The sequence below is a fragment of the Pseudoalteromonas sp. S4492 genome (genome assembly GCF_005886115.1).
Lineage (GTDB): Bacteria > Pseudomonadota > Gammaproteobacteria > Enterobacterales > Alteromonadaceae > Pseudoalteromonas > Pseudoalteromonas gelatinilytica.
In genome coordinates this window covers 1-3,128 of the sequence record NZ_PNCP01000121.1, presented here as the reverse complement: position 1 = coordinate 3,128, position 3,128 = coordinate 1, and the positions used below count along the sequence as shown (strand labels likewise).

Sequence of the window (3,128 nt, the reverse complement as noted above, 5' to 3'; positions counted from 1 at the left end):
AAGAAATGATGCAATGCCTGACTATGGACGGTAATTTTGGTAACCCTGCATCACGCTCACACCGTTTTGGTTGGCAAGCAGAAGAAGCAGTTGATCAAGCACGTACAGATATTGCTGATCTGATCAACGCTGACCCGCGTGAAATTGTTTTCACTTCAGGTGCTACAGAATCAAATAACCTAGCAATTAAAGGTGCTGCGCAGTTCTATAAGAAGAAAGGCAAGCACGTTATCACTGTTAAAACAGAGCACAAAGCAGTGCTTGATACGTGTCGTGAACTAGAGCGTCAAGGTTTCGAAGTAACCTATATGGACGTTGAAGAAAACGGTTTACTTGACCTTAAAAAGCTTGAAGCTGCAATGCGTGACGACACAGTACTTGTGAGCGTAATGCACGTAAATAACGAGCTAGGTGTTATCCAAGATATCGCGACAATCGGCGAAATGTGCCGTGAGCGCAAAATTATGTTCCACGTAGATGCTGCACAAAGCGCAGGTAAAGTACTTATCGACGTGCAACAGTTAAAAGTAGATTTCATGTCGTTCTCTGGCCACAAAGTATATGGCCCGAAAGGTGTAGGCGCACTTTATGTTCGTCGTAAGCCACGTGCACGTTTAGAAGCACAAATGCACGGTGGTGGTCATGAGCGTGGTATGCGTTCAGGCACACTAGCTACTCACCAATTAGTTGGTATGGGTGCGGCATTTAGAATCGCTAAAGAAGATTTCGAAAAAGACCATGCACACATCAGCGCACTTCGTAAGCGTCTGATCGATGGCATCATGGCTGATATGGACGAAGTTTACTTCAATGGTGAACCAAGCCACTCAGTTCCGGGTATTGTAAATATCAGCTTCAACTTTGTTGAAGGTGAGTCGTTATTAATGGCTGTTAAAGACATTGCTGTTTCATCAGGTTCAGCCTGTACCTCAGCAAGCTTAGAGCCTTCTTATGTACTACGTGCATTAGGCCGTAATGACGAGTTAGCACACAGCTCAATTCGTTTCAGCATTGGCCGCTTTACGACTGAAGAAGAGATTGATTACACCGTTGAACTAATCAAAAACTCGATCGGCCGTTTACGTGAGATGTCTCCTCTTTGGGAAATGCATCAAGAAGGTATTGATTTAGATTCAGTTGAGTGGGCGCATCACTAATCAGTGATCGCCGCCGCTAGCAGGTAGTGAGGATAGTATTATGGCTTATAGTGATAAAGTAATCGATCATGTTGAAAATCCACGTAACGTGGGTGCTTTAGACAAAAATGATCCGTCAGTTGCAACAGGTATGGTGGGTGCACCAGCATGTGGTGACGTAATGAAATTGCAAATCAAAGTATCACCAGAAGGTGTAATTGAAGACGCAAAATTCAAAACATATGGTTGTGGTAGCGCAATCGCTTCTTCTTCACTTGTAACTGAGTGGGTAAAAGGCAAAACATTAGATGAAGCTGCAACAATCAAAAACACTGATATCAGTGCTGAGCTTGAATTACCGCCAGTGAAAATTCACTGTTCAATTTTAGCAGAAGACGCGATTCAAGCAGCAATTGCTGACTACAAAAGCAAACAAGCGAAGTAAGAGATAAATTCATGGCAGTGACATTGACAGATGCGGCAGCAAACCGCGTAGAATCATTTTTAGCAAATCGCGGCAAAGGCATTGGCCTACGCGTTGGCATTAAAACGACGGGCTGTTCAGGTCTTGCTTATGTTCTTGAATTTGTTGATGAGTTAGCAGACGGCGACGAAATTTTTGAAAGCCGTGGTGTGAAAGTAATCGTTGATGCTAAAAGCTTAGTCTACATTGATGGTACTGAGCTTGATTACACCAAAGAAGGTTTGAACGAAGGGTTTAAGTTTAACAACCCGAACCAAGCCGATGAGTGTGGTTGCGGCGAAAGCTTCACCGTTTAAGCTTTAAAAACTTTCTTTGCTTGAAGCCCTGCCTATGTAGGGCTTTGTTCTTTCCTGTTTACCGAGTTGGATTATGTAATGCGTTACTTTGAGTTATTTGCAATTCCAGTAGATTACAACATTGATTTAGCGACTATTAATAAACACTACCTTGAGCTGCAACGTGCAGTTCACCCAGATCGCCACGCAAGCTCTAGCAGCCGTGACAAATTACTTGCTGTGCAAAATGCAGCAGAAATCAATGATGCATTACAAACCTTAAAACACCCGGTAAAACGTGCTGAGTACATGCTAAGCGAGCTTGGTGTTGATATTCGCGCCGAGCAACAAACATTACAAGACCCGCTATTCTTAATGCAGCAAATGGAACTGCGTGAAGAATTAGAAGAGCTTGAAAATGCCGCAGATCCTGATGCAGCAATTGCCCAGTTTGAAGCGCAAATTAAACAGCTCGATAAACAATACAGCAGTGAATTAGCCGCTCAGCTGGCAAGTAATGATGAGCAACAATGGCAAGCTGCTGCTGACAATATTCGTAAATTGAAGTTTGTTTATAAGCTACGCGATGAACTAGAGCGTATTGAAGACAGTTTATTTGATGATTAATCGTTAGTTGTTATACAACAGCTATTTAAGAGTTTAAAAAGAGCATTATGGCATTATTGCAAATTGCTGAGCCGGGGCAGAGCGCGGCACCACATGAGCACAAATTAGCAGTCGGTATTGACCTTGGTACAACTAACTCGTTAGTTGCAACAGTGCAAAGCGGCGAAGCGCGTACACTGACTGATTTAGCAGGCAATGCGATGCTACCTTCGGTTGTTCAATATCAAGCAGATAGCATTGTGGTTGGTGAACGAGCGGCAGCAGCTGCTACTCAAGACCCTGCAAACACATTAATCTCGGTTAAGCGTTTTTTAGGTAAAACTCAGGCTGAAATCGAAAAAAGCTATGGTCAACTGCCGTACGAATTTTGTGAGCATGATGGCTCATTAGCAATCAGCACGGTTGCGGGTGCAATTAGCCCTGTTACTGCATCGAGTGAAATTTTAAAAGCATTAAAATTGCGCGCAGAAGACAGCTTTGCAGGTCAAGACATCTTAGGCGCGGTTATTACAGTGCCAGCTTATTTTGATGATGCTCAGCGTCAAAGCACTAAAGATGCCGCAGAGCTTGCTGGTATCAAGGTTTTACGTTTATTAAACGAGCCAA

The 3,128-nt window shown here is 43.3% G+C and carries 5 protein-coding genes; all 5 read left to right on the top strand.

All coding sequences use genetic code 11. The features are described from left to right. The coding region (locus tag CWC28_RS21105) for an IscS subfamily cysteine desulfurase (protein WP_138625734.1) at nt 1-1,157 on the top strand (1,157 nt) is incomplete at its 5' end. Between the two features lie 40 nt (nt 1,158-1,197). After that, complete coding sequence (gene iscU / locus CWC28_RS21100; RefSeq protein ID WP_054552501.1) at nt 1,198-1,581, top strand: Fe-S cluster assembly scaffold IscU; 384 nt, start codon at nt 1,198-1,200, stop codon at nt 1,579-1,581. 11 nt (nt 1,582-1,592) lie between these two features. Then, nucleotides 1,593-1,916: an iron-sulfur cluster assembly protein IscA gene (iscA, locus tag CWC28_RS21095; RefSeq protein WP_054552502.1), complete on the top strand. Its 324-nt coding sequence runs from the start codon at nt 1,593-1,595 to the stop codon at nt 1,914-1,916. A gap of 78 nt (nt 1,917-1,994) precedes the next feature. After that, nucleotides 1,995-2,522 carry a co-chaperone HscB gene (gene hscB, locus CWC28_RS21090; protein WP_054552503.1) on the top strand — a complete coding sequence of 176 codons (528 nt, stop codon included), beginning with the start codon at nt 1,995-1,997 and terminating at the stop codon, nt 2,520-2,522. Nucleotides 2,523-2,569: 47 nt separating this feature from the next. Further along, nucleotides 2,570-3,128: Hsp70 family protein (locus tag CWC28_RS21085; RefSeq protein WP_171038335.1), on the top strand; the 559-nt coding region annotated here is incomplete at its 3' end.